This is a genomic window from Mesorhizobium sp. M0030, assembly GCF_040323695.1.
Lineage (GTDB): Bacteria > Pseudomonadota > Alphaproteobacteria > Rhizobiales > Rhizobiaceae > Mesorhizobium.
The window spans coordinates 382846-403179 of record NZ_JAMYVE010000003.1; the positions used below are offsets into that span (position 1 = coordinate 382846).

Below are 20334 nucleotides of genomic sequence, written 5' to 3' on the forward strand. Positions count from 1 at the left end.
AATGTCATGAGCAAAGCCAATCTCGCCTTCGTCTCCTCCGACACTGCCGATGCCAAGGCGGCGATGGAGAGCCTGTCGGCCCGCTATGGCCAGGCATCCTTCGACGACGCCCAGGTGGTGGTGGCGCTGGGTGGCGACGGCTTCCTGCTGCAGACCTTGCGCGACACGATGAGCACGGGAAAGAAGGTCTACGGCATGAACCGTGGCACCATCGGCTTCCTGATGAACGAGTACCGCGTCGGGGGCCTCACCGAGCGCATCGCGGCCGCCGTCGCCGAAACGATCCGCCCGCTGGAAATGCTGGCGTTGACGCATGAGGGCGAGACGGTTTCGGCACTCGCCATCAACGAGGTGGCGCTGTGGCGTCAGTCCTACCAGACGGCAAAGATCCGCATCACCGTCGACGACCAGGTCCGCATCGAGGAACTGAACTGCGACGGCGTGATGATCGCGACGCCGGCCGGCTCCACCGCGTACAATCTTTCGGCGCACGGGCCGATCCTGCCGCTGGATGCGCCGTTGCTCGCGCTGACCCCGGTCAGCCCGTTCCGGCCGCGCCGTTGGCGGGGTGCCTTGTTGTCAAACAAGGCGACCGTACGCTTCGATATTCTGGAGTCGGAAAAGCGCCCGGTGAACACCGCCGCCGATCACACCGAGGTCAAGGCGGTGGCTTCCGTAACGGTCCGCGAATCGCCGACTGCGACGGCAACGCTGCTGTTTGATCCCAACCATTCGTGGAACGAACGCATTCTCGCCGAGCAGTTTCGCTATTGAGCCGGCGCAAAGAGTGACTACCTAATTAAGCATCGCGATTAAGCTTACCTTTTCACAATCGTGCCAATCCCGCCCGTTTCTGTTGACAAATCGCGGGCTTGCGCCTAATCGCAATACCAATCTTGCAGGCACGCTGTGCTTGCCGCGACGGATGCCGTTGCGCTTCCCCGAACCAGCCAAAGACAGCAACTCTTGTCCTCAGACACCACGACCGCTCTAGAAGCGTTGACCTTTTCAGACCTCGGCCTGTCGCCCAAGGTCCTTTCCGCAGTCACCGATGCGGGCTACACCGTGCCGACGCCGATCCAGGCTGGCGCGATCCCGCATGCCTTGCTCGGCAAGGATATTCTGGGCATAGCACAGACCGGCACCGGCAAGACGGCTTCCTTCGTGCTGCCGATGCTGACCCGCCTCGAAAAAGGCAGGGCCCGTGCCCGCATGCCGCGCACGCTGATCCTCGAGCCGACGCGCGAGCTCGCCGCGCAGGTCGAAGAGAATTTCATCAGATACGGCAAGAACCACAAGCTCAACATCGCGCTGCTGATCGGCGGCGTCTCCTTCGACGAGCAGGACAAGAAGCTGGAGCGCGGCGCCGACGTGCTGATCGCCACGCCCGGCCGTCTGCTCGATCACCGCGAGCGCGGCAAGCTGTTGCTCAACGGCGTCGAGATCCTCGTCATCGACGAGGCCGACCGCATGCTGGACATGGGCTTCATCCCCGACATCGAGCGCATCTGCGAGATGATCCCGTTCACCAGGCAGACGCTGTTCTTCTCAGCGACCATGCCGCCGGAGATCACCAAGCTCACCGAGAAATTCCTGCATGCGCCGGTGCGCGTCGAGGTGTCCAAGGCGGCATCCGCTGCCACCAACATCATCCAGCGCCTGGTCAAGTCCGGCTCCAAGCCGTGGGACAAGCGCGAGACGCTACGCAATCTGATAAAGGCCGAAGACGCCGAGCTGAAGAACGCTATCATTTTCTGCAACCGCAAGGTCGAGGTAGCGGAGCTGTTCCGCTCGCTGTTGAAGTATGACTTCGACGCTGGCGCCCTGCATGGCGACATGGACCAGCGCGCCCGCATGCAGATGCTGGCCAATTTCCGCGATGGCAAATTGCGCTATCTCGTGGCGTCCGACGTCGCCGCGCGCGGCCTCGACATTCCCGACGTCAGCCACGTCTTCAACTACGACGTGCCGATCCACGCCGAAGACTATGTCCACCGCATCGGCCGCACCGGCCGCGCCGGACGCTCGGGCAAATCCTTCACCATCGCCACCAAGTCCGACACCAAATACATCGACGCCATCGAGCGGCTGATCGGCAACAAGATCGAGTGGCATGACGGCGACCTGTCGACCGTGGTCGCCAGCGAAGGCGGCGAGGACGAAGCGCCCCGCCGTGGCCGTGGCGCTCCGCGCCGCGCCGGCCGCAAGGACGAGGACCGCAAGCCCCATGATCGCAAGGACGGTGGCGAGCGCAAGCCGCGCGAACGCCATGCCAAGCGCAGCGACGACGCGCCGGCGGCGGATACCGCACGCGAGGAACAGCCGGTGGTAGCCGAGGCCGCGGTCGCCGACATCGGCGAACGGCATCAGCGGAAGGAAGCGATCCGCTCCGAAAACAGCGACCGCAAGGTCTCCGATCGCAACAACGAGAACCGCGCCCCGGAACGCGGTGATACACGTCCGCAGCGCGCCAGCAGCAACAGCCGCCCTGCCCGCGGCAACAACCGCGGTGAAGACAATGACGGCACCGTCGGCTTCGGCGACGACATGCCGGCCTTCATGAAGATCGTCGCCAAGGTCTGATCGTCGCAGTCCTAAAATAGCTGCCAAGTGATCGGCAATTGCTCACGGCCCCCATTGGCACGTGTTTCGAACATCGTCGCGAAGGTCGGCGAGGTTATTGCCAAAAAAGGCAGGCAGGATGTGGGGGAACCTCCCTGCGTAGGGCACGAGAAACTGCAGATCGATGCCCGCCTGCTGGAAGTTCTCGGTGGCATAAAGGTGGCGCCCACCGGCAGCGTTGATGTAGCGCTGTCCGCCGAGCGCTCGAACGATGCCGATAATGCGCGCTTGCCCTCGCAAGGCGGGATCAACGCCGAGGCTGGAACTGCGCAAGATGTTTGCTTTGAGTTCGAGCGCGTCGGCGACGAGTCGAAGACCGTTCTCGAGAAAGCTTGTCACGTCGCCAAGTGACGCGGTCAGATGGCGGCTGATCCGCTCCGCGGCCGGCGTTGTCGCCTGGCCCGGCAGGCCGAAAGCGGCCAGGCGCTTGTCCAGAGCGGTTCGGGCGCCGTCCGCCCAGCGCAGATCCTTTATCTGTGTATTGAACGGCATAGGCGCGAGCGGCAATGTCAGCCAGCGGCCCGGTGTCATTTCGCAACGATGCACCCGTCCCCGGCGCGGGAACTGGACATCGTCGAAAACAACGAAGACGTCGCTCGCAGCCATCAGGCGAAAATAGCCCGCATGCGGGAAGAAATATGGCTGCATGACAGCAATGGTGAGCTTGCCCGTCACTGCGTCTTGCCTTCGCCATAGAAGCAATGAGGCAAGCTTCGAACGTGCTGCTGGAACGCTTGAAGGACCGGCGATGCGAACGACTTGCCACAGAAGGCGTCGAATTCGTCGCGGTTGCACAGGAAGCTGTGGCGATCGAACTGCTCGCGGCGAAGATAATGCAGCACCCGGATATCCGCCGGGTCGCGCAGCCCGTGCGCCAGCATCTCGTCGGAGTTTGGACAATTGTATTCCGGCCCGAGAGGCAACGCATCGGCCCCGACCGTCAGGATGGCCAGCGACAGCGCGATCTGGCCGGAAAAGAAGATCGAGGGCTGATCCTTCAAATAATCCAGTACGCGTGCGGTAAGCGGGCGGATCAGTGGCTGAATGGCGCTGAAAGCGCTTTTGTTGAAGACGACGAAGCCATAGTTGATATAGGCGGGGCACCCGCCGAAGGCGCCATCCGACGACTCGGAATATCGCCAGTTGAGAGGCGTATCTGCAAAGCCGAGCGTCTCAAGAAGCCGACGCCATGCAGCGTTGTTTTCCGAGCCATCTCTCGAAAATGGCGAGAAATGCGCCGGTAGGCCGGCAACACTCGGCCGATCAGCGTCGCGCATGCGTTGCAAAAGCTCGTCGATCGGCCGCATCAGGCAGGCGTCGGCATCGGCGAGGATGATGACATCGCCGCGCGGCGCCTCGGCATAGCGGTCAAAGCCCGAGGAGAAACCCCGGTCGCTGATAGCACGCGGCACGGGGCGCCACGTTACCGGGAAGGCCGAGGACCAGGTGTTGGCGGCATGGAGTTCGTCGATGTCGGCATGCCCGCCAACAGAGACCACAATGGGGGCGGCCGCATAGACGCCGCCGAGCTTGGCCAACGACAAAGCTGCCAGCTTGACGTTTGAGAAAAATTCCGGCTCCGGCAGGATCGGGATGCGAAATTCGAAAGTCATGCCGGTCCCCGTCATGTCAAATCGCGAGTCGCCCAGCCGATGCCGGCCTCGCCGAACCCGTTACCGTTGTAGAACATCACTTCACCGGAAGCGCGTCGCATGACGCAACAATAGGCCTGCATCCAACTGTCGAAGTCGCCGGCCGCCGGCGGATTGCTGAAGATCACAGGTTCCGCCTCGCCAGCCATGCCTTCCCGGACATCTATCAGGCGGGAAAAAAGGCGGTAGGCTTCATTGCCACCATCGCGAAAGTCCCGCCCGCGGCGGCTGTACCACAGCCGTATACCGCCAGCCTCATGCGTGACCCAGGGACGCGTCTGGCTGTTCCCGTCCCCGAGGTCGTCACCTAGCACCGGGACCGAGCCTGTTTCCCACAGAATTCCGTCTGGCGAAACACAGCTGCGGAGCACATAGTCAGGCTCCCGGACACCTCTGGTCTCCACCCAACCGGTGCCGCTCGCATACCACATGCGATAGCCGCCCTTGATCGCACCAACGAAGGGCGTTGACACGAAATAGGGATCTGCCGGACCGATACTGCGGACCGGCCCCGCAAATGCTCTCTCGAAATTCAGCCCATCATCGCTGGTGGCGAGCCCGATGGCGATCTGAAAGCTGACATCGCTACGTGGGTAGATGCCCGAATAATACAGATGCACGCGCCCACCGATCATCACCGCGCAGGAGGGCCCCAGCCCCGAGCAATCGAAAGTGCCTGGCAGGCCCGGCTCCATGATCGGGTCGAAATACTCACCCAACACACGCATGCCGTCTTGCGGGTCGACATCAACGGCCAGGATGGATGACCGGTTGGCGCTATTGCGCCCGGCGAAATAGATGCGCCAAAGCCGAGGCGAAAGGGCGAGGACCGTCGGAACCTGCGCGTAGCTGCCCCACCACCCGTGCCCCGCCTTTATGGGCACCAGCAACCCCTGCCGGGTCCATTTCCTCTGACGGCCAGGCATCAGCGGAACTTCATCGACTTGATACGGGCGCTGGAATAGGGCTTCGGCAAGTCCGAGGGATGACGCACTACACTGTTGGCGGGCACATCGCGCCGGATCATGCAACGGGACTCGATATAGCTTCCGGCACCGATCGTGATGCCGTTGTCGATGCCGACCTGGCCGCCGATCAGGCTGCACGTGCCGATATGGACACCGCTCGCCAGCCCCACCTGCGACGAGACGAAGCAGAAATCCTCGACGATGGAGTGATGACCGACATGGCTACCGCTCCACATCATGATGCCTTCGCCGAGGCGGACAAACGGCTGCAGCGTGCAATTCTCGAGAATGAAGCAGTTTTCACCAACCGTGTCCGCCATATTGTGCGTAGAGGGGTGGATGAAGCGCGTGAAGCTGTACCCGCGCGCCCGGCCCTGCTTATGCCGATCACGGCGGAACTCGTTGAGGTTCTGGTAGCTGAGCGGACCAAGCAGCTTGACGGTTTCAGGCGGGAATCGGTCCTCAAGCTTTTCCCAGGCGACCACGGGAAGACCTTTGAACTCGGTTTGTGTGAGGAAGTCTTCGTCGACAGTAAAACCGACGACGCGATCCTCTCCGAACCTGTCGAGGTAGGCCCACGCGACCTCGGCGATCTGGCCCATCCCAAAAATAACCACGTCCGCCATGCCGCCCCCGCGCCTATGCCCATTATATTCTTGACCCGCAAGCCGGAAATCCGCGGATCGTCGGCTACGTGGCAGCCTTGTAGACGTAAACCGTGTACTCGTAGAGCCCGTAGTCGGCGCGAATGAGGTGATGACGCGACAATTGACCGACGACGAAGTGGCTTATCCGATCATAAGGCACGTGAAAAAGGTCCTCGCGTTCCCAGTCGACGTGCTTCGACATCAGGTTGAAGGCCATTCCCTTGCGGGCATGAGGGAACACCCTTGCGATCAACCGGGTCATGGTGTCGAACATCGTCTCGTAGGCGACGCCACAACGCTCCGTGAAGACCCCGTTCATGATGATGTAGTCGGCCTCGGGCACAACCACCTCATTCTGCATCACGTCCATACAGTCAAAGGTCACGCCGGGATATTTGCGCCGGCACAGGTCAATGAACCGTGCGGACAGATCGAGCCCCCGATATCGCAGTTTGCGATCGTCGGATTGGCGCAAATAGTCGAGGAAATGGCCGGCGCCGCAGCCGAAGTCCAGCACATCGACCCGGTCGCGCTCACGCATCGCCTCGGCCATTATGCGGTAACGTGTCGCTGCCCCCCCGGCATCCGGCCAGTCGACTCCCTGGGGCGTATCGCCATGACGTGCAAGACACGCCTCGTAGTGGGCGACCAGCGCGTCGTATGGACCACTGTCGGGCAATTGGAATACCTCGTCTAATTGGCAATAGAAGGCGTCGGCTGGCTTGTATATCACTCTATAATCTGCGCGAAACATCATGTCACTGAATCGCTCACTCACAGGCTTATACTCGATGCACACTTCGAATATGCCTTTGCCGCGCAAGCTTCGGGTTTGCCTCATCAATCCGCGGTTCCGCCCTTCCGTCTGGAGCCGGGACGAGGTGCTTCCCGTTCTGCCTGGCAAAAAAGGCAGCTGGATCGTGACAGGTTCCCTGCCCGCCCTTGCGGCGCTTGCTCCGGATCATTGTGATGTCGTCCTGCTCGATGAGAATGTCGAGGACCTGGATTTCGAGCGGCTCGGTGCCTTCGACATCGTCGGCGTGACCGGCATGATCGTGCAGCGCGACCGCATGTTTGAAATCCTCGAGAGACTGCGCGATCTACCGATTACCGTCGCCGCGGGCGGTCCCTATGTCTCGGTGTCGGAGGCGGAGTTTGTCGACCGCTGCGACGTGCGCTTCATCGGCGAAGCCGAGGAAACGTGGCCTCGCTTCCTGACGGCTTTCGCTCGCGGAGAGCCTGTCCAGAAGCGCTACGAGCAGGACGCGAAAACCGATATGGAGACCGTCCCCACGCCTCGATATGACCTGCTGAAATCTGGAAGCTACGTGGTAGCGTCTCTACAGTTCTCGCGAGGATGCCCCTTCCTTTGTGAATTCTGCGACATCATTACCATCTTCGGTCGCCGGCCACGCCTGAAGTCGCCGGCGCAAATGATTCGCGAGTTCGATGCGATCGTGAAGGCGGGCTTCCGTACCTGTTTTCTGGTCGACGACAATTTCATCGGTAACAAGGTCAAGGCCAAGGAACTCCTGAGAGGCCTGATCGATTGGCAAAAGGTAAACGGCTATCCATTGGCCTTTTCGACAGAAGCCAGCATCAATCTGGGTGACGACGCGGAAATGCTCGATCTGATGCGTCTGGCCAATTTCCGCCAAGTCTTTGTCGGCATCGAGTCGCCCCGCGCCAAGTCGCTGATGGAAACGAGGAAGATCCAGAACGTTCGTGGCGACAGCATGATCGACAAATTGCAGCGCATCCGCGACAGCGGGCTGGTGATTCAGGCGGGTTTCATCGTCGGTTTCGATAGCGACGATGAGGCGATCTTCGATGAGCAGTTCGAGTTCATTCAGCAAATCGGTATCGCGCAAGCATCTGTGGCAATCTTGTGCCCGATCCCCACGACGCCGCTCTATGGGCGGCTGAAGATGGAGGGTCGGCTGGACCTCAGCGACCCCTATGTCAGCTTCCGCCCGAAGAAGATGACGCGCGAAGCGCTGAGGGCCGGCTATGACAGGTTGGTGCAGCGCCTTTACGAGCCGGACGCCTACTTCAGCCGCCTTGTGGATGGCTATTTCGGATCGCCAGGCTTTCGCAAGAGCCGGGCGACGCTTGCAACCCTGATCGGCCGGAAGCGTTCCGGCGTGACCCGGATTGCGGAATTGGCCGGTGCCATCCTGATGGCTGCCCGACTCTTCAGAGCTTTGCTTGCCAAGCGCAGCGCGATGTCGCTGGGCGGCGCCTATGTCAGGCATTGGCGCCGCAACCGGCGTCTCTGCGGCCGCGAGGCGATACCATTCGCCAGTTTCGTGCTGCTTTGCGCCGATCACTGGCATTTTTACACCATCTCGCGGACCAGCAGTAAGATCGAGATCGGGACCAGCCGGCCCGAAACCTTGCGGCCCATACCCGCAAATGAAGGCCTCTATCTGGACAAGACCGCAGGCGGTAGAGCTTGAACGCCGACGGATTGTGGGATGCCGATCCCGGCCCAGCGCCCGATGTTCCCGTGTCGCGCCCGCGACTGCCGACAGGCGACAGCATCCTTCCCTATCTGCACGAGATCGATGCAACTCGCTGGTACAGCAACAACGGTCCGTTGAACCGGCGTTTCCAGGAAGCTCTCAAGACTCGGACCGCTGCAGGCCATGTCGTATGTGGCGCAAACGCAACGCTGGGGTTGGCGCTCGCATTGATGGCGCAGAAACCGGCGAAGGGAAGTCTCTGCATGATGCCGTCCTGGACCTTCGCGGCCAGCGCGCACGCGGCGGTCCTCGCAGGGCTCGTTCCATGGCTGGTCGACGTAGACCTGGACAGCCAGCAACTGTTGCCCGAGAGCGCGGCAGAACTCCTCCGCCAGGCTCCCGGCGGCGTCGGAGCGGTCATGCCGGTCATGCCGTTCGGCCGCCCGATTGGTGTCGCGAACTGGGATCGGTTCAAGAGCGATACCGGTCTTGCCGTGGTAATTGACGCAGCCGCAGCCTTCGACACCTTGACGCCATCGCGGGTTCCGGCAGTCGTCAGCCTGCATGCCACCAAGGCACTCGGCATCGGCGAAGGTTGTTTTATCGCGTCAGACGACGGCTCTCTGATCGAGGAAATCGCGGAGGGTGCCAACTTTGGTTTTTCAAATTCGCGCGAGGCGGTCAGACCGGCCCTGAACGGCAAGCTCAGCGAGTATGGTGCGGCCGTCGGCCTGGCCGCACTTGAGCTGTGGCCACATACGCGTGCCGCCTACAAGCGCGTTGCCACAAGCTATAGCCGCTCGCTGGGGTCGATTTCCGGGCTGAGCTTGCCGGAGGGGTTCGGTGAAAAATGGATATCCTCCACCGTCACCATTGGCCTGCCGCCTGGTTCGATGGACCGGGCGCTCACGGCGCTGGCGAAAGGAGGGGTTGGTGTGCGCCGGTGGTGGGGTGGCGGTCTGCATCGGCACGCAGCCTTCGAACATTTTCCCAGGCTGCCGCTACAGACCACTGACATACTGGTAGCGACTCAACTGGGGCTACCCTGTTGGACCGATCTTGCGGATGAAACAATCTCCCGCATCTGCTCGATCCTCAGCGAAGTGGCTGCTGCGGGCTGAGCCGAATGTCTGGTCGACTCTTAACGCAAAACGGCCCCTTAGCGCCCAGCGCGATGCTGGCGCGTGCGCAATTTTGCCGCCATTGTCGGCTTCCGCGACGACATCATGCGGGCAGCCTTCATGCGCGCCGGCCCTCATGCCGATCGTCGTCCGAGCCTGATCCCGAGCGCTCTCAAATGCAGCCGGCCAGCTTGCACCCTTGGCAAGCTTCTATCCTGGCCCGTCCGTCACATCGGGCCGGGCATCATCTTGGTCGGTTTTTCCAGCATCGGAAACTCTGCCTTGCTGCATTTCACGTTCGGGTTGGTCGGACTGAACATGCCGTTCGGATTGTCTCTGAACAGCCAAGCATGAAGGTCGTAGTGGACGAACTCCCTCGGAATGAGCGGATAGTGCCCTTCCATCGGTCCCATGAAGGTCTGGCCAAATAGTTTTGGAGGTTCCTTGGTGTCTGGCGTCAGGGGCACCAGCCATTCCACGCCAACCAATCTCAAGCCTTTCTTGGTCGGCTCGTAGATCAGCACATTGGGGCGCATCGGATCGAGTTTCTGACCGACACTCGGGACGTTGACGAAATGGATGCCCATAGCGCCCTTCGGATAGTCCATTGCGCCCTCGATCCTGTCCCCGCTGTAATAGACACACCCGACAGTCGACAGATAAAGGTCGCGGACGGCGACCGTGTAGTCCTCATATTTGGCGAGCGATTTCTTCAAAGCTTCGATGTCGGCTTTGTTGGCGTCCTCGGCTCGAGCCGTGGCGGCTGCGCACCAAGCTGAGGCCAGACCTGTCAAAATGAGGACGCCGCAGCGCCCAAGACGAGCTGTTCTTGTCATGCATTCCTCCCAGATTTCCTTATCTGGCCGTGCAGGACCGGGGCCGACTAAGTGACTGCGCGGCCGTTTGTATCGCCCCATCCCCTCTGGAACCGCGCCAATGCTAATCCCTTCAAAGGTCTCCGGAAAGGGATTATTAGAAATCTCTAATGCATTAGACCTTTTGGCGGACCACAGGAGCCCAAAAAGAAAGCGGCCCCTTGCGGGGGCCGCCTTCGCATTTCGATGCCGAACAATTCAGGTCAGCGGCGAAAGCTGGATCTCGACGCGCCGGTTCTGCGCACGGCCGGCCGCCGTTCCGTTGGACGCGATCGGACGGGTCTTGCCGAATCCGGTGACGGCGAAGCGGCGCGAATCGACACCTTGGCCTGAGAGATAGTTGGCGACCGCCAATGCGCGGCGCTGCGACAGATCGAAATTGTGTTCGTCGCCACCGGTCGAATCGGTATGGCCGAACACGTCGACCGTGGTCTGCTTGAACTTCTTCAGCACCAGCGCAACCGAGTTCAGCACCTGGTAGAAGCCGGGCTTCACCGCATCCTGGTCGACGTTGAAAGTAATGTCGGACGGCATGTTGAGGATGATCTGGTCGCCGGTGCGGGTGACGCTGACGCCGGTGCCTTCGAGCTGGCGGCGCAGTTCAGCCTCGTTCTGGTCCATGGTCGCGCCGATGGCGCCGCCGGCCAGCGCGCCGATACCGGCGCCGATCAGCGCGTTGCGGCGGTCATTGCCGCCGGCAAGCAGGCCGAGGCCCGCGCCCGCCAGGGCGCCAAGGCCGGCGCCGGCTGCGGTGTTCGAAACCTTCTGCTCCCCGGTGTACGGATCGGTCGTGGTGCAGGCACTCACCAGCACAGCCGTCGCAACGGCGACGAGCACAGTCTTTTTCATAAGGATCGTCCCTCTCCAAAGCGCGGCCTTTGCGGCTCGCGCATATAAGCCCTTCTCCGGTCTTGTAACATGAAATGCGGCGAAAAACCGAGCGGCGAAAGCGGCTTCTCCCCGCTCGCGCCACACTTCCGCTTCGGTGGCTGGTGCTGGCCTACCAGAGGTTCTTGCCGTCAATGACGACCACCTCGACCTTGTCGAGGTCGAAATCGTCGAACAGCCGCGAATTGACTGAGATCTTGGGATTGTCGAAGTCCGGTTTTCCGGTCGACCAGTCCGGCGTTTCGGTGAAGGTGCCGCAGCCGCAAATGGCGCAAAACCCGTGTTTGACGGTCTTCGATCCCCATTGATAGAAGGAAACGTTTTCCGGCGAGCTGGTGAGCTTGAATTGCGACGGAACGTAGTAAGCCCACAGCGAACCGCGCTTGGAGCAGAACGAGCAGGTGCATTGTGTTACCGTCTCGGGCGCCTGCGAAACCTCGAACGTCGTCGCCTTGCAATGACAGCTGGCCTTGATGGTCATGAAAAGCTTTCCTCTCCGTTGCCCGCCACCCATGCGGCAAGGCACCATAAAGGAAGGCTCCTGACAACTGTCTGTCAGCAGGCTCCGGTCGATCGAGCCGAGCGGCGCTCTGGCTGAAGCAGGCCCGTCGTCACCTCCCAATCGTCGTCACCTGCCGATATAGGCGGCCAGTTCGTCCGGCGTCCCGTTTGGGAAAGCCTGTTTCAGAAAATCCAGGAACGCCGACACGCGCGCGCTGAGCAGCCGCCGGGAGGGGTAGAGCGTCCATAGAGAAATTTCGGGGCCGTCAATATCCCCCCAATTCACCAGTGTGCCGTCAGCCAGGTCGTGGGCCACCAACGAAATGGGAAGCCGTCCTGCGCCGATGCCGGCTCGCACCGCATCCCGGACCATGATGAGCGTCGACAAGGCGAGGACCGGCTCGATTCTAAGTGTTGCCCGGCCACCTGGTGTCTTCACCTGCCATGTTTGCCGCTCGCCCGTCCCGCGCGCAACGCCAGGAGCGGCGAGCCCATCGGCCGGGCGAGGAAGGTCCGGGCTCGCCACAACGACCAGGCGGTCGCGGAGAAACGCCCGTCCGACCAGGCTTTCATCGGGATCCGGATTGACCCGGATTACCAGATCGTAGCCTTCCTCGATCATGTCGACATGCCGGTCTTCGGTGGTCACTTCAAGCCTCACCTCAGGATACCTCAGGGCAAATCCCGCGGCGATCCTCCCCATTGCAGTCTGCGAAAAATGCAAAGGCGCGCTGATCCGCAATCTGCCCTTGGGTCTCTGGCCGCCCGAGGCAATCGCCGATGCCGTCTCGTCCAGCTCGGCAAGCAACGCCCCCGTCCGCTCGAAGAGCGCCCGTCCTTCTTCGGTCAGCTTCAGGTTACGCGCACCCCGTTCGAACAGACGCAGATCGAGACTGCTTTCCAATTCGCCAACGCGCCGGGACAATGTTGCCTTGGGCCGGCCGGTGGACCTTGCCGCTTTGCCGAAGCCGCCATGGCGAGCCACGAGGTTAAAATCGGCAAGGGCTAAAAGATCCATGACTGTCCCACCAGTGAGACGACGTGTCTAAAATTGCCGTCTACTGGGCTCTTTGTGAGCCACACATATTGGGGCTGTCAAGCAACCCAACAGGAGAAATTCCATGACCATTCTCGTTACCGGCGCCACCGGCAATATCGGCCGCCAAGTCGTCGAACAGCTCGCCAAGCGCGGCGCCGATGTGCGTGCTCTCGTGCGCGATCCGTCGAAAACCAGTTTTCCGGCAGGCGTATCCGTCGTGCAAGGCGACTTTCTCGATGTCGATTCGCTGCGCAAAGCCATGTCTGGCGTTTCCACGCTGTTCCTCTTGAACGCCGTGGTGCCGGACGAATTCACCCAGGCTTTGATCGCCTTGAATGTCGCCCGATCGGCCGGCATCGAGCGGATCGTCTATCTCTCGGTGATCCACGCTGACGTCTATGTGAACGTGCCGCATTTCGCGGGCAAGTTCGGCGTGGAGCGAATGATCGAACAGATGGACTTCAAAGCTACGATCTTGCGCCCGGCCTACTTCATCCAGAACGATCTGACGGTCGAAGACGTCATCACCGGCTACGGCACCTACCCAATGCCGATCGGCCCCAAGGGTCTCGCCATGATCGATGCCCGCGATATCGCCGAGATCGCCGCTCTTGAGCTGCTGCGTCGCGAACGGTCCAAGGAGCCGCTTGCGTTCGAGAGGATCAACCTCGTCGGTCCGCAGACACTGACCGGGACGGACATTGCCGCAATCTGGTCAGACGTACTCGCCCGCCCGATCAGCTACAGCGGCGACAATACGGAGGGTTTTGAGCAAAATCTCAAGCAGTTCCTGCCCGCCTGGATGGCCTACGACATGCGCCTGATGGGCGAGCGTTTCCTTACCGACGGGATGCTGCCCGAGACCGGCGACGTCGAGCGCCTGACGGCACTTCTGGGTCGCCCACTGCGGCCGTATCGCGACTTCGCCTCAGCACTCGCTGCTTCCGTCTGACGCAAGCGCCTTCAGCACCAAGGCCGGCCTTCCGATGAGAACTGCCAACAGAACTCAGTAGGAACGCGGTGGCACGAACAGGCAGATCGTCTTGCCTGCGTCGAGGCCGGCCTGGTGCGCGCACCAGTGGAAATCGCCGTCGGGTGAGTCCTTGACCCGCTTGTCGCTCATCGGCACGACCTCCCCCGTTCCGGCGATGACATAGCCCTCCGGCTTTTCCAGCACCTCGCCGGTATGGGTGGTACGGCAGTCGTAGTTTGCGCAGCAGGCGAAGGGATAACTCCAGCCTTGCGGCTTCGCCGCCGTAGGCTTGGCGTCATGGGCGAAGGCGGGTGCGGTCAGCACCGCAGCAAGCATCGCGATTGCAAAGATCGGGGTCACGAACAAGGAAAACAGGAGTCGGCCAGCCGGTTGAACGGCTCTGGCCGATCGGAGAGTGGCAGCAGACATGGAAGCGTTCCTTTCAAACGAGCATCAAGCGTTTCGCTTGCCCGTTCCCGGAACGTGTCTTCCCAGTGGCCGGATCGTCAGGTCGCAGATATGCCGCGTCCGGCCATAAATGCTTTTTCTCTTCCAGCCCTCGGATGCTGGGCTGATTCCTAGGCTGGCGCAAGAAGTTGCTGCGCGAGGCCGCCACATCTACGCCGCTATCTGCAACCGCTGACGAGATCCAAGGCCAGGCTCAACTCCCGGCAGACGGGCATCGAAACAACGGGATTGGCCGAATGTGGTTCCAGCCTATACTTCGCCTGGACCGGCGACCACATGCCCTTCATATTGCGGCAAGTCGTCGGCGATGGTGAACCATGGCGCTTTGGAGCCGACGAAGATGTGCGCGGTCGGCCGGATCGTCGGATCGTCGACCAGCGTGCCCATGGCGACATCGACATAGGCGCCGTCGCGGACCAGCGAATACAGCAACGAGCCGCAGCGGCTGCAATGCGCATCGTGGCCGCTGTCATCGCCGAAATGGATGAGCCCGTGATGCCCTTCGGCAAGGGCAAGTTTCTCGCGCTCGATGCCGGCGAAGGGCTTGAAGGCGGAACCTGTGGTGCGCCGGCAGTTCGAACAATGGCAGATCGCGGCATAGACGAACTCGTCCGCCACTTCATACTGAACCGTGCCGCAAAAGCATTTGCCGGTGAGCCTGCGAGTCATGGTTCCTCCTTCGCTCCCCCGCCAAGGGATGTTCTTATTCAAGAAAGTGGCGGAAGCGCAGGTATCATCCATTCGCAGGCCGGCCTCAGCTGAATATGAACATATCCTAGTCGAGGTCGGCCACGGCTTCACCGGCACCGCCCTCGATGCGCTGCGACAACGAGGCTTCCATGAAGTCGTCGAGGTCGCCGTCGAGCACGCTCGACGGGCTGGTGCTCTCGACGCCGGTGCGCAGGTCCTTCACCAACTGGTAGGGCTGCAGCACATAGGAACGAATCTGGTGACCCCAGCCGATGTCGCTCTTCGACGCTTCTGTGGCATTGGCCACCGCTTCGCGCTTCTTCAGCTCTTCCTCGTAAAGGCGCGAGCGCAGCATTTCCCAGGCCTTCGCCTTGTTCTTGTGCTGCGAGCGTTCGGCCTGGCAGGCAACCGCGATGCCGGTGGCGATATGGGTGATGCGAACCGCCGAGTCCGTGGTGTTGACGTGCTGGCCGCCCGAACCGGATGAGCGGTAGGTGTCGATGCGTACATCGGATTCCGAGACGTCGATCTCGATCCTGTCATCGACGACCGGGTAGACCCAGACGCTGGAGAAGGACGTGTGGCGGCGCGCATTGCTGTCATAGGGTGAAATGCGGACCAGGCGATGAACGCCCGACTCGGTCTTCAGCCAGCCATAGGCATTGTGGCCCTTGATCAGGAGCGTGGCGGACTTGATGCCGGCCTCTTCGCCGTCATGGACTTCCAGCACTTCGACCTTGAAACGGCGACGCTCGGCCCAGCGCGTGTACATGCGCAGAAGCATCGAGGCCCAGTCCTGGCTCTCGGTGCCGCCGGCGCCGGCATGGACTTCGAGATAGGTGTCGTTGGCGTCGGCCTCGCCCGACAGCAGCGTCTCGACCTGGCGGGCCTTGGCCTCGCCCTGCATCGAGCGGAGGGCTGCTTCCGCCTCGGCGATCACGCTCTGGTCGCCCTCTTCCTCACCCAGTTCGATCAGGCCGATATTGTCTTCCAGCGCCTGAGTCAGGCTTTTGACGCCGGCGATCCCGTCTTCGAGGCCCTGGCGCTCGCGCATCAGCTTTTGCGCTTCCAGCGGATCATTCCAGAGGCTGGAATCCTCGGCGCGCACGTTCAGGTATTCAAGCCGCTTTATAGCCTGATCCCAGTCAAAGATGCCTCCTCAGCAGGGTGATCGCCTGCCTGATCTCGTCGACAATATTCTGCGTTTCCGCGCGCATGGCTGGTTGTTCTGTCCTGTTTTTGAAGTGGCGCTTGGGTCGGCGCGATACATAGGCACGGCATTGCTGCCTGTAAAGCGAAATGGGCCGGCTCAACAAGCCAGCCCACTCGACGTAAAAAATCAGGTCGTCAGTAGAGTCCGCCGCCGGGTGCCTGGATGGCTTCCGTAGCCTGCGGCGATAGCGGTCCGCCGGCGCCGTTGGACCCGTCGGCGCCCATGCCGATCACCCAATAGCTGTCGGCTGGGCCGGTGCCGGGCTTGAAGGCTTCGATGATGGTGCCGGGATCGCCCGACGCGGCACGCATGCCGGTCTTGCGGTTGATCGCGACCAGGTTCATGCCTTCCGGTACCTTGAAGTCGACATTGGGCGTGCCGTCCAGCGCAACGCGCATGAAGTCCTTGAAGATAGGCGCCGCCAGACCACCGCCGGTGGCGCCATGGCCGAGACCGCGCGGTGTGTCGTAACCCATGTAGAGGCCGACGACGAGGTTCGGCGTATAGCCGATGAACCAGGCGTCCTTCTCGTCATTGGTCGTTCCGGTCTTGCCGGCGATGTGGCGGCCAAGCTCGGCGATGGTGGCGCCGGTGCCGCGCTGGACCACGCCTTCCATCATCGAGGTGATCTGGTAGGCCGTCATCGGATCGAGCACCTGCTCGGAATTGTCGACCAGTTCCGGTTCGGGCTGGTTGTTCCATTCGGGCGCGTTGCAGCCTTCGCAGCCGCGCTCGTCCTGCTTGAACACGGTCTTGCCGTAGCGGTCCTGGATGCGGTCGATGAGCGAGGGTTTGATCGACTTGCCGCCATTGGCCATGATCGAATAGGCCGACACCATGCGCATCACCGTCGTCTCGCCGGAGCCCAGCGCCATCGGCAGATACGGCGCCAGATGGTCGTAGACGCCGAACCTCTCGGCATATTCCACCACCAGCTTCATGCCCATGTCGTTGGCGAGCCGCACCGTCATCAAATTGCGCGACTTTTCGATGCCGGAACGCAAGGTCGCGGGGCCTGCCACCGTGCCGTCATAGTTCTTCGGCGTCCAGGTCGTAGTGCCGCTCTGGATGGTGATCGGTCCGTCCATGATAACCGAGGCCGGCGTATAGCCATTGTCGAGCGCGGCCGAATAGACGATCGGCTTGAAGGACGATCCCGGCTGACGCATCGCCTGCGTGGCGCGGTTGAACTCCGACTGCGCATAGGAGAAGCCGCCGACCATGGCCAGCACGCGGCCGGTATGTGGATCCATGGCGATCAGGCCGCCCTCCACTTCCGGCACCTGGCGCAACGTGTAGGCGCCTTCCGACCCTTCGTTCTTCTGCACGAAGATGACGTCGCCGGGCTGCAGTACATCGGCCGGAGACTTGGCCTTGACCGTCTTGCCATCGACCACATGGCGCATGGCAAAGCTCATGTCTTCCTTGCTGACGGCGCCTTCGACGCGTTCCTTGACGATATCGCCCGAAATCTGCCGCGTCGGCTGCAGGCCGATGGAAAGGCCGGTCGCCGAGCTGTCGAGCACGACGGCAAGCGACCATTCCGGCACGTCTTCCAGCCCCTTGACGTTGCCCAGCGCCACGCCCCAGTCGCCGGAAGCATCGATATGCGTCACCGGTCCGCGATAGCCGCGCAGCGTGTCATATTTGAGCAAGCCGTTCTGCATCGACTTGCGGGCGATGAGCTGGATCTTCGGATCGAGCGTCGTGCGCACCGAAAGGCCGCCCTCATAGAGCGCGTTCTCGCCATAGCGCGAGATGATCTGGCGGCGCACTTCCTCGGTGAAATATTCACCCGCAAACAGATAGGAGCCGTTACGACGCGGCGTCACGCCGAGCGGCTCGGCCTTGGCCTTGTCGCCTTCCTCGCGCGTCACGTAGCCGTTCTCGACCATCTGGTCGATGACCCAGTTGCGGCGCTCGATGGCGCGGTCGGCATGCTTGAAGGGATGGTAGTTGTTGGGCCCCTTCGGCAGCGACGCCAGATAGGCGGCTTCCGCGACCGTGAGTTCGTTGACCGACTTGTCGAAATAGGTCAGTGCCGCGCCCGCAACGCCATAGGCGCCGAAACCGAAGAAGATTTCGTTGAGGTAAAGCTCAAGGATGCGGTCCTTCGAATAGGCCTGCTCGATGCGGAAGGCCAGGATCATCTCCTTGATCTTGCGCTCGTAGGTCTGGTCCGAGGACAAGAGGAAGTTCTTCGCCACCTGCTGGGTGATGGTCGAGGCGCCGACCTGGCGCCTGCCCGAACCCAGATTCTGCAGGTTGACGTAGATGGCGCGGCCAAGCCCGGTGATGTCGATGCCGGGATGGTTGTAGAAATTCTTGTCCTCGGCCGACAGGAACGCCGCCTTGACCCGGTCCGGAACCGCCTGGATCGGCAGATAGAGCCGCCGTTCGCGCGCATATTCGGCCATCAACGAGCCGTCGGAAGCATGGATGCGGGTCGTCACCGGCGGCTCGTACTTGGCCAGCACCTCGTAGTCGGGCAGGTCTTTCGACAGATGGCTGATGTATATCGCCACGCCCGCGGCGACGATAAGCGCCAGCGTCGTGCCGATACCAAAGAAATAGCCGATAAGACGAATCATGCCCGCTCCAGTCCGAGGTCCGGGAATTTCCTTGACGAAGCCGCCTTTCGCGCAAGCCTTCGCAACTGTCCCGATCCGTGATGGAAAACCCATGTCGCCACCATGTGGGCAAAATACGGCAGTGCCCGGTTTAGGCATCCCCCACCTGAAATAAAAGCGCCTGGTGTTGTCGTCGTGCAACGCTGCCTCCGGTCGTGGGCGGCGGCGACCATCTCAGCCTCCGGTTCCCGTTCCCATCTTGGCGGAGGCAAACAGGGCGACGGCGTTGGTGATGCTCTGCGCCGCCTTGCCGCGCCAGTCGGCGTCGAGCAGTTGCGCTTCATCCTTGGCGTTGGAGAGATAGCCAAGTTCCACCAGCACCGACGGCACATCGGGCGCTTTCAGCACTTTGAAGCCGGCCGAACGCTGCGGATTATTGATCAGGCCAACGCTGGTGGACAACTGGCCGACCAGAGTGTGGGCAAAGCTCATCGAGAAATTATGCGTCTCGCGGCGGATCAGGTCGATCAGTATGTCGGTGACTTCCTTGTTGTCGTCCTTGATCACCATGCCGGCGAACTGGTCGGAGAGGTTTTCACGGTCGGCAAGCGCCTGCGCTTGCGGATCGGACGCCTTGTCGGAGACGGTATAAACGGTGGCGCCTCTGATACCCTTGACGCTGATCGTGTCGGCATGGATCGAGATCAAAAGGTCGGCCTCGTGCTGCCGGGCGATGCGCACGCGGTCATCGAGCCGCAGGAACTCGTCGGTATCGCGCGTCATGAACACGTCGTAGTTGGCGACGGCGGCGAGTTTGTCGCGCAATTCGGTGGCGAAGGCCAGCGTCACGTTCTTCTCGATGGTGCCGTTGAGGCCTTCGGCGCCACCGTCGATGCCGCCATGGCCGGGATCGATGACGATGGTGAAGCGATGCCCGGGATTGGAGATCGGCCCTGTGCCGACCCTGGAGCCCTTGTCGGTGGAGACGGTCGAGCCAGTGGTCAGCGCCTGGTTGGCAAGGGCTTCGTCGAACTCGCGGTCGGAGGCTGCCGACATGTCGATGGCGATGCGATAGCCTGCGCCGTCCTCGTTCTTGAGCACCTCGAGCTTGTCGACCGAGAACGGCCCCTTGCCGGTCAGGATCAGCCGCGATCCCTCGCCCTGATCGCCATAACGCACCGCTTTGACCAGGCCGCGGGCCTTGGCCTCCTTCGCGCCAATGGCGAATCGGGTGCGCGGCAGGTCCACGACCAGCCGGTTGGGGCCGCGCAGCAGGAACCATTTGATGTCGGGCTCGCGGTCGAAATCGATGACGATGCGCATCTTGGTTGCGTCGCCGGCCATCTTGTAGGCGGTGGCGCCGAGTGGCGCATCGGCGGCGCGTGAAACCGGCGCAAAAGCAAGGCAAAGCGCCAGCAGCAACAGCACACCGGCAGCGCGCAGGAAACGGCCTGCACGGCCATGGCCCTTGTCTGTGATGCCCGCCAGTCCCATTTCTTTGCAGTCGCTCCCGATTTGGCGCTTGCGCCCGCGTGGTTGGTCGAAATGCCGGTCAGGCCGCAGACTCGATTAACGATTGGTATCCAGAGAAGGTTAACCAAGCCTTTTCATTGAGGATTAAGGCCTGTGCTTCCGTTACGGC

General features: G+C 61.7%; 19 protein-coding genes. 5 read left to right on the top strand and 14 right to left on the bottom strand.

Annotation, left to right across the window (positions count from 1 at the left end):
* The first annotated feature begins 6 nt into the window (after positions 1–6).
* A complete protein-coding gene (locus tag NKJ80_RS09475) occupies positions 7–774 on the top strand; it encodes an NAD kinase (protein ID WP_023729798.1) in 768 nt (255 codons plus the stop codon).
* A 192-nt stretch (positions 775–966) separates the two neighbouring features.
* The gene (locus NKJ80_RS09480; RefSeq protein ID WP_027050433.1) at positions 967–2583 is read left to right on the top strand and encodes a DEAD/DEAH box helicase; all 1617 of its coding nucleotides are present in this window, start codon (positions 967–969) and stop codon (positions 2581–2583) included.
* A gap of 42 nt (positions 2584–2625) precedes the next feature.
* Here NKJ80_RS09480 and NKJ80_RS09485 read toward each other — a convergent pair whose 3' ends face one another.
* The 5 genes from NKJ80_RS09485 to NKJ80_RS09505 form a co-directional block, all read right to left on the bottom strand.
* On the bottom strand, positions 2626–3297 hold the full coding sequence (locus NKJ80_RS09485) for a WbqC family protein (protein WP_027050432.1): 672 nt from the start codon (positions 3295–3297) through the stop codon (positions 2626–2628).
* Positions 3294–4235, bottom strand: a complete 942-nt coding sequence (locus NKJ80_RS09490) for a hypothetical protein (protein ID WP_155924165.1) — start codon at positions 4233–4235, stop codon at positions 3294–3296. The genes NKJ80_RS09485 and NKJ80_RS09490 overlap by 4 nt, the downstream gene beginning before the upstream one ends.
* Before the next feature lie 11 nt (positions 4236–4246).
* A complete protein-coding gene (locus NKJ80_RS09495; RefSeq protein WP_050485850.1) occupies positions 4247–5200 on the bottom strand; it encodes a hypothetical protein in 954 nt (317 codons plus the stop codon).
* Positions 5200–5868, bottom strand: coding sequence for an acetyltransferase (locus tag NKJ80_RS09500; RefSeq protein ID WP_023688392.1), 669 nt, complete (start codon positions 5866–5868; stop codon positions 5200–5202). Before NKJ80_RS09500 ends, NKJ80_RS09495 begins: the two co-directional genes overlap by 1 nt.
* 64 nt (positions 5869–5932) lie before the next feature.
* Positions 5933–6622, bottom strand: coding sequence for a class I SAM-dependent methyltransferase (locus NKJ80_RS09505; protein ID WP_197031335.1), 690 nt, complete (start codon positions 6620–6622; stop codon positions 5933–5935).
* Positions 6623–6701: 79 nt separating this feature from the next.
* Here NKJ80_RS09505 and NKJ80_RS09510 point away from each other — a divergent pair, with 79 nt between their 5' ends.
* Both NKJ80_RS09510 and NKJ80_RS09515 read left to right on the top strand, forming a co-directional pair.
* Positions 6702–8348: a B12-binding domain-containing radical SAM protein gene (locus tag NKJ80_RS09510; protein ID WP_197031334.1), complete on the top strand. Its 1647-nt coding sequence runs from the start codon at positions 6702–6704 to the stop codon at positions 8346–8348.
* Positions 8345–9475, top strand: coding sequence for a DegT/DnrJ/EryC1/StrS family aminotransferase (locus NKJ80_RS09515; RefSeq protein ID WP_050485848.1), 1131 nt, complete (start codon positions 8345–8347; stop codon positions 9473–9475). The genes NKJ80_RS09510 and NKJ80_RS09515 overlap by 4 nt, the downstream gene beginning before the upstream one ends.
* 227 nt (positions 9476–9702) lie before the next feature.
* Here the strand turns inward: NKJ80_RS09515 and NKJ80_RS09520 are convergent, their stop codons facing one another.
* The 4 genes from NKJ80_RS09520 to NKJ80_RS09535 form a co-directional block, all read right to left on the bottom strand.
* Positions 9703–10311 (bottom strand): hypothetical protein, encoded by a 609-nt coding sequence (locus tag NKJ80_RS09520; protein WP_023702468.1) that lies wholly within the window; start codon positions 10309–10311, stop codon positions 9703–9705.
* A gap of 237 nt (positions 10312–10548) precedes the next feature.
* Entirely contained in the window at positions 10549–11199 is a 651-nt protein-coding gene (locus NKJ80_RS09525; RefSeq protein WP_023667470.1) for a YiaD family glycine zipper/OmpA-like lipoprotein, read from the bottom strand.
* A 151-nt stretch (positions 11200–11350) separates the two neighbouring features.
* Complete coding sequence (locus tag NKJ80_RS09530) at positions 11351–11719, bottom strand: GFA family protein (protein ID WP_023667471.1); 369 nt, start codon at positions 11717–11719, stop codon at positions 11351–11353.
* Positions 11720–11866: 147 nt separating this feature from the next.
* Complete coding sequence (locus NKJ80_RS09535) at positions 11867–12757, bottom strand: LysR family transcriptional regulator (RefSeq protein WP_023681487.1); 891 nt, start codon at positions 12755–12757, stop codon at positions 11867–11869.
* A gap of 103 nt (positions 12758–12860) precedes the next feature.
* Here NKJ80_RS09535 and NKJ80_RS09540 point away from each other — a divergent pair, with 103 nt between their 5' ends.
* Positions 12861–13730 (top strand): NmrA/HSCARG family protein, encoded by an 870-nt coding sequence (locus NKJ80_RS09540; RefSeq protein WP_352497478.1) that lies wholly within the window; start codon positions 12861–12863, stop codon positions 13728–13730.
* 54 nt (positions 13731–13784) lie between these two features.
* On the opposite strand, the gene NKJ80_RS09545 is transcribed toward NKJ80_RS09540, so the two are convergent.
* The 5 genes from NKJ80_RS09545 to NKJ80_RS09565 all read right to left on the bottom strand — a co-directional run bounded on the left by NKJ80_RS09545 (position 13785) and on the right by NKJ80_RS09565 (position 20186).
* On the bottom strand, positions 13785–14180 hold the full coding sequence (locus NKJ80_RS09545; RefSeq protein WP_023667474.1) for a hypothetical protein: 396 nt from the start codon (positions 14178–14180) through the stop codon (positions 13785–13787).
* 288 nt (positions 14181–14468) lie between these two features.
* Positions 14469–14888, bottom strand: coding sequence for a GFA family protein (locus NKJ80_RS09550; protein ID WP_352497479.1), 420 nt, complete (start codon positions 14886–14888; stop codon positions 14469–14471).
* A 106-nt stretch (positions 14889–14994) separates the two neighbouring features.
* A protein-coding gene (gene prfB / locus NKJ80_RS09555; RefSeq protein ID WP_155922402.1) for a peptide chain release factor 2 occupies positions 14995–16126 on the bottom strand; the annotation gives its coding sequence in 2 pieces (ribosomal slippage) (positions 14995–16059 and positions 16061–16126; 1131 coding nt in all).
* A 130-nt stretch (positions 16127–16256) separates the two neighbouring features.
* The gene (locus NKJ80_RS09560; RefSeq protein WP_023667477.1) at positions 16257–18713 is read right to left on the bottom strand and encodes a penicillin-binding protein 1A; all 2457 of its coding nucleotides are present in this window, start codon (positions 18711–18713) and stop codon (positions 16257–16259) included.
* A gap of 213 nt (positions 18714–18926) precedes the next feature.
* Positions 18927–20186, bottom strand: coding sequence for an N-acetylmuramoyl-L-alanine amidase (locus tag NKJ80_RS09565; RefSeq protein ID WP_352497480.1), 1260 nt, complete (start codon positions 20184–20186; stop codon positions 18927–18929).
* Positions 20187–20334 lie beyond the last annotated feature (148 nt).